We start from the raw sequence: 240 nt of genomic DNA, 5'->3' as shown, positions 1-240 counted from the left end.
GCATGCAGCCGGGCGGTGATCCCCACGCCGCGACCGGTTACCTCGCCCACGCTGACTTTGCGATCTACTAACGTCAACTGATCGCCGCTGCCCTGCACCACCCAGCCATGCGGCTCGTTGCGCTGGCTGTTATCGGGATTGAATACCGGTTCCACCGGCACCACCCACGATTCGCGATTCACGTTGGCGGGGACATTGGCGAGGTTAATGGTTAACGTGACACTGGCCGCGCCCCCCACC

Annotated in this window: 1 pseudogene; it reads right to left on the bottom strand. The window is 63.3% G+C overall.

Annotated elements, in window-relative coordinates:
* Positions 1-240 (bottom strand): annotated as a pseudogene (locus KVT28_RS26560) (efflux RND transporter periplasmic adaptor subunit); the annotation flags it as partial.

It is taken from the genome of Pantoea sp. GbtcB22, from assembly GCF_019091025.1.
Classification (GTDB): Bacteria; Pseudomonadota; Gammaproteobacteria; order Enterobacterales; family Enterobacteriaceae; genus Pantoea; species Pantoea leporis.
This window is presented reverse-complemented; position numbering and strand designations above follow the sequence as displayed.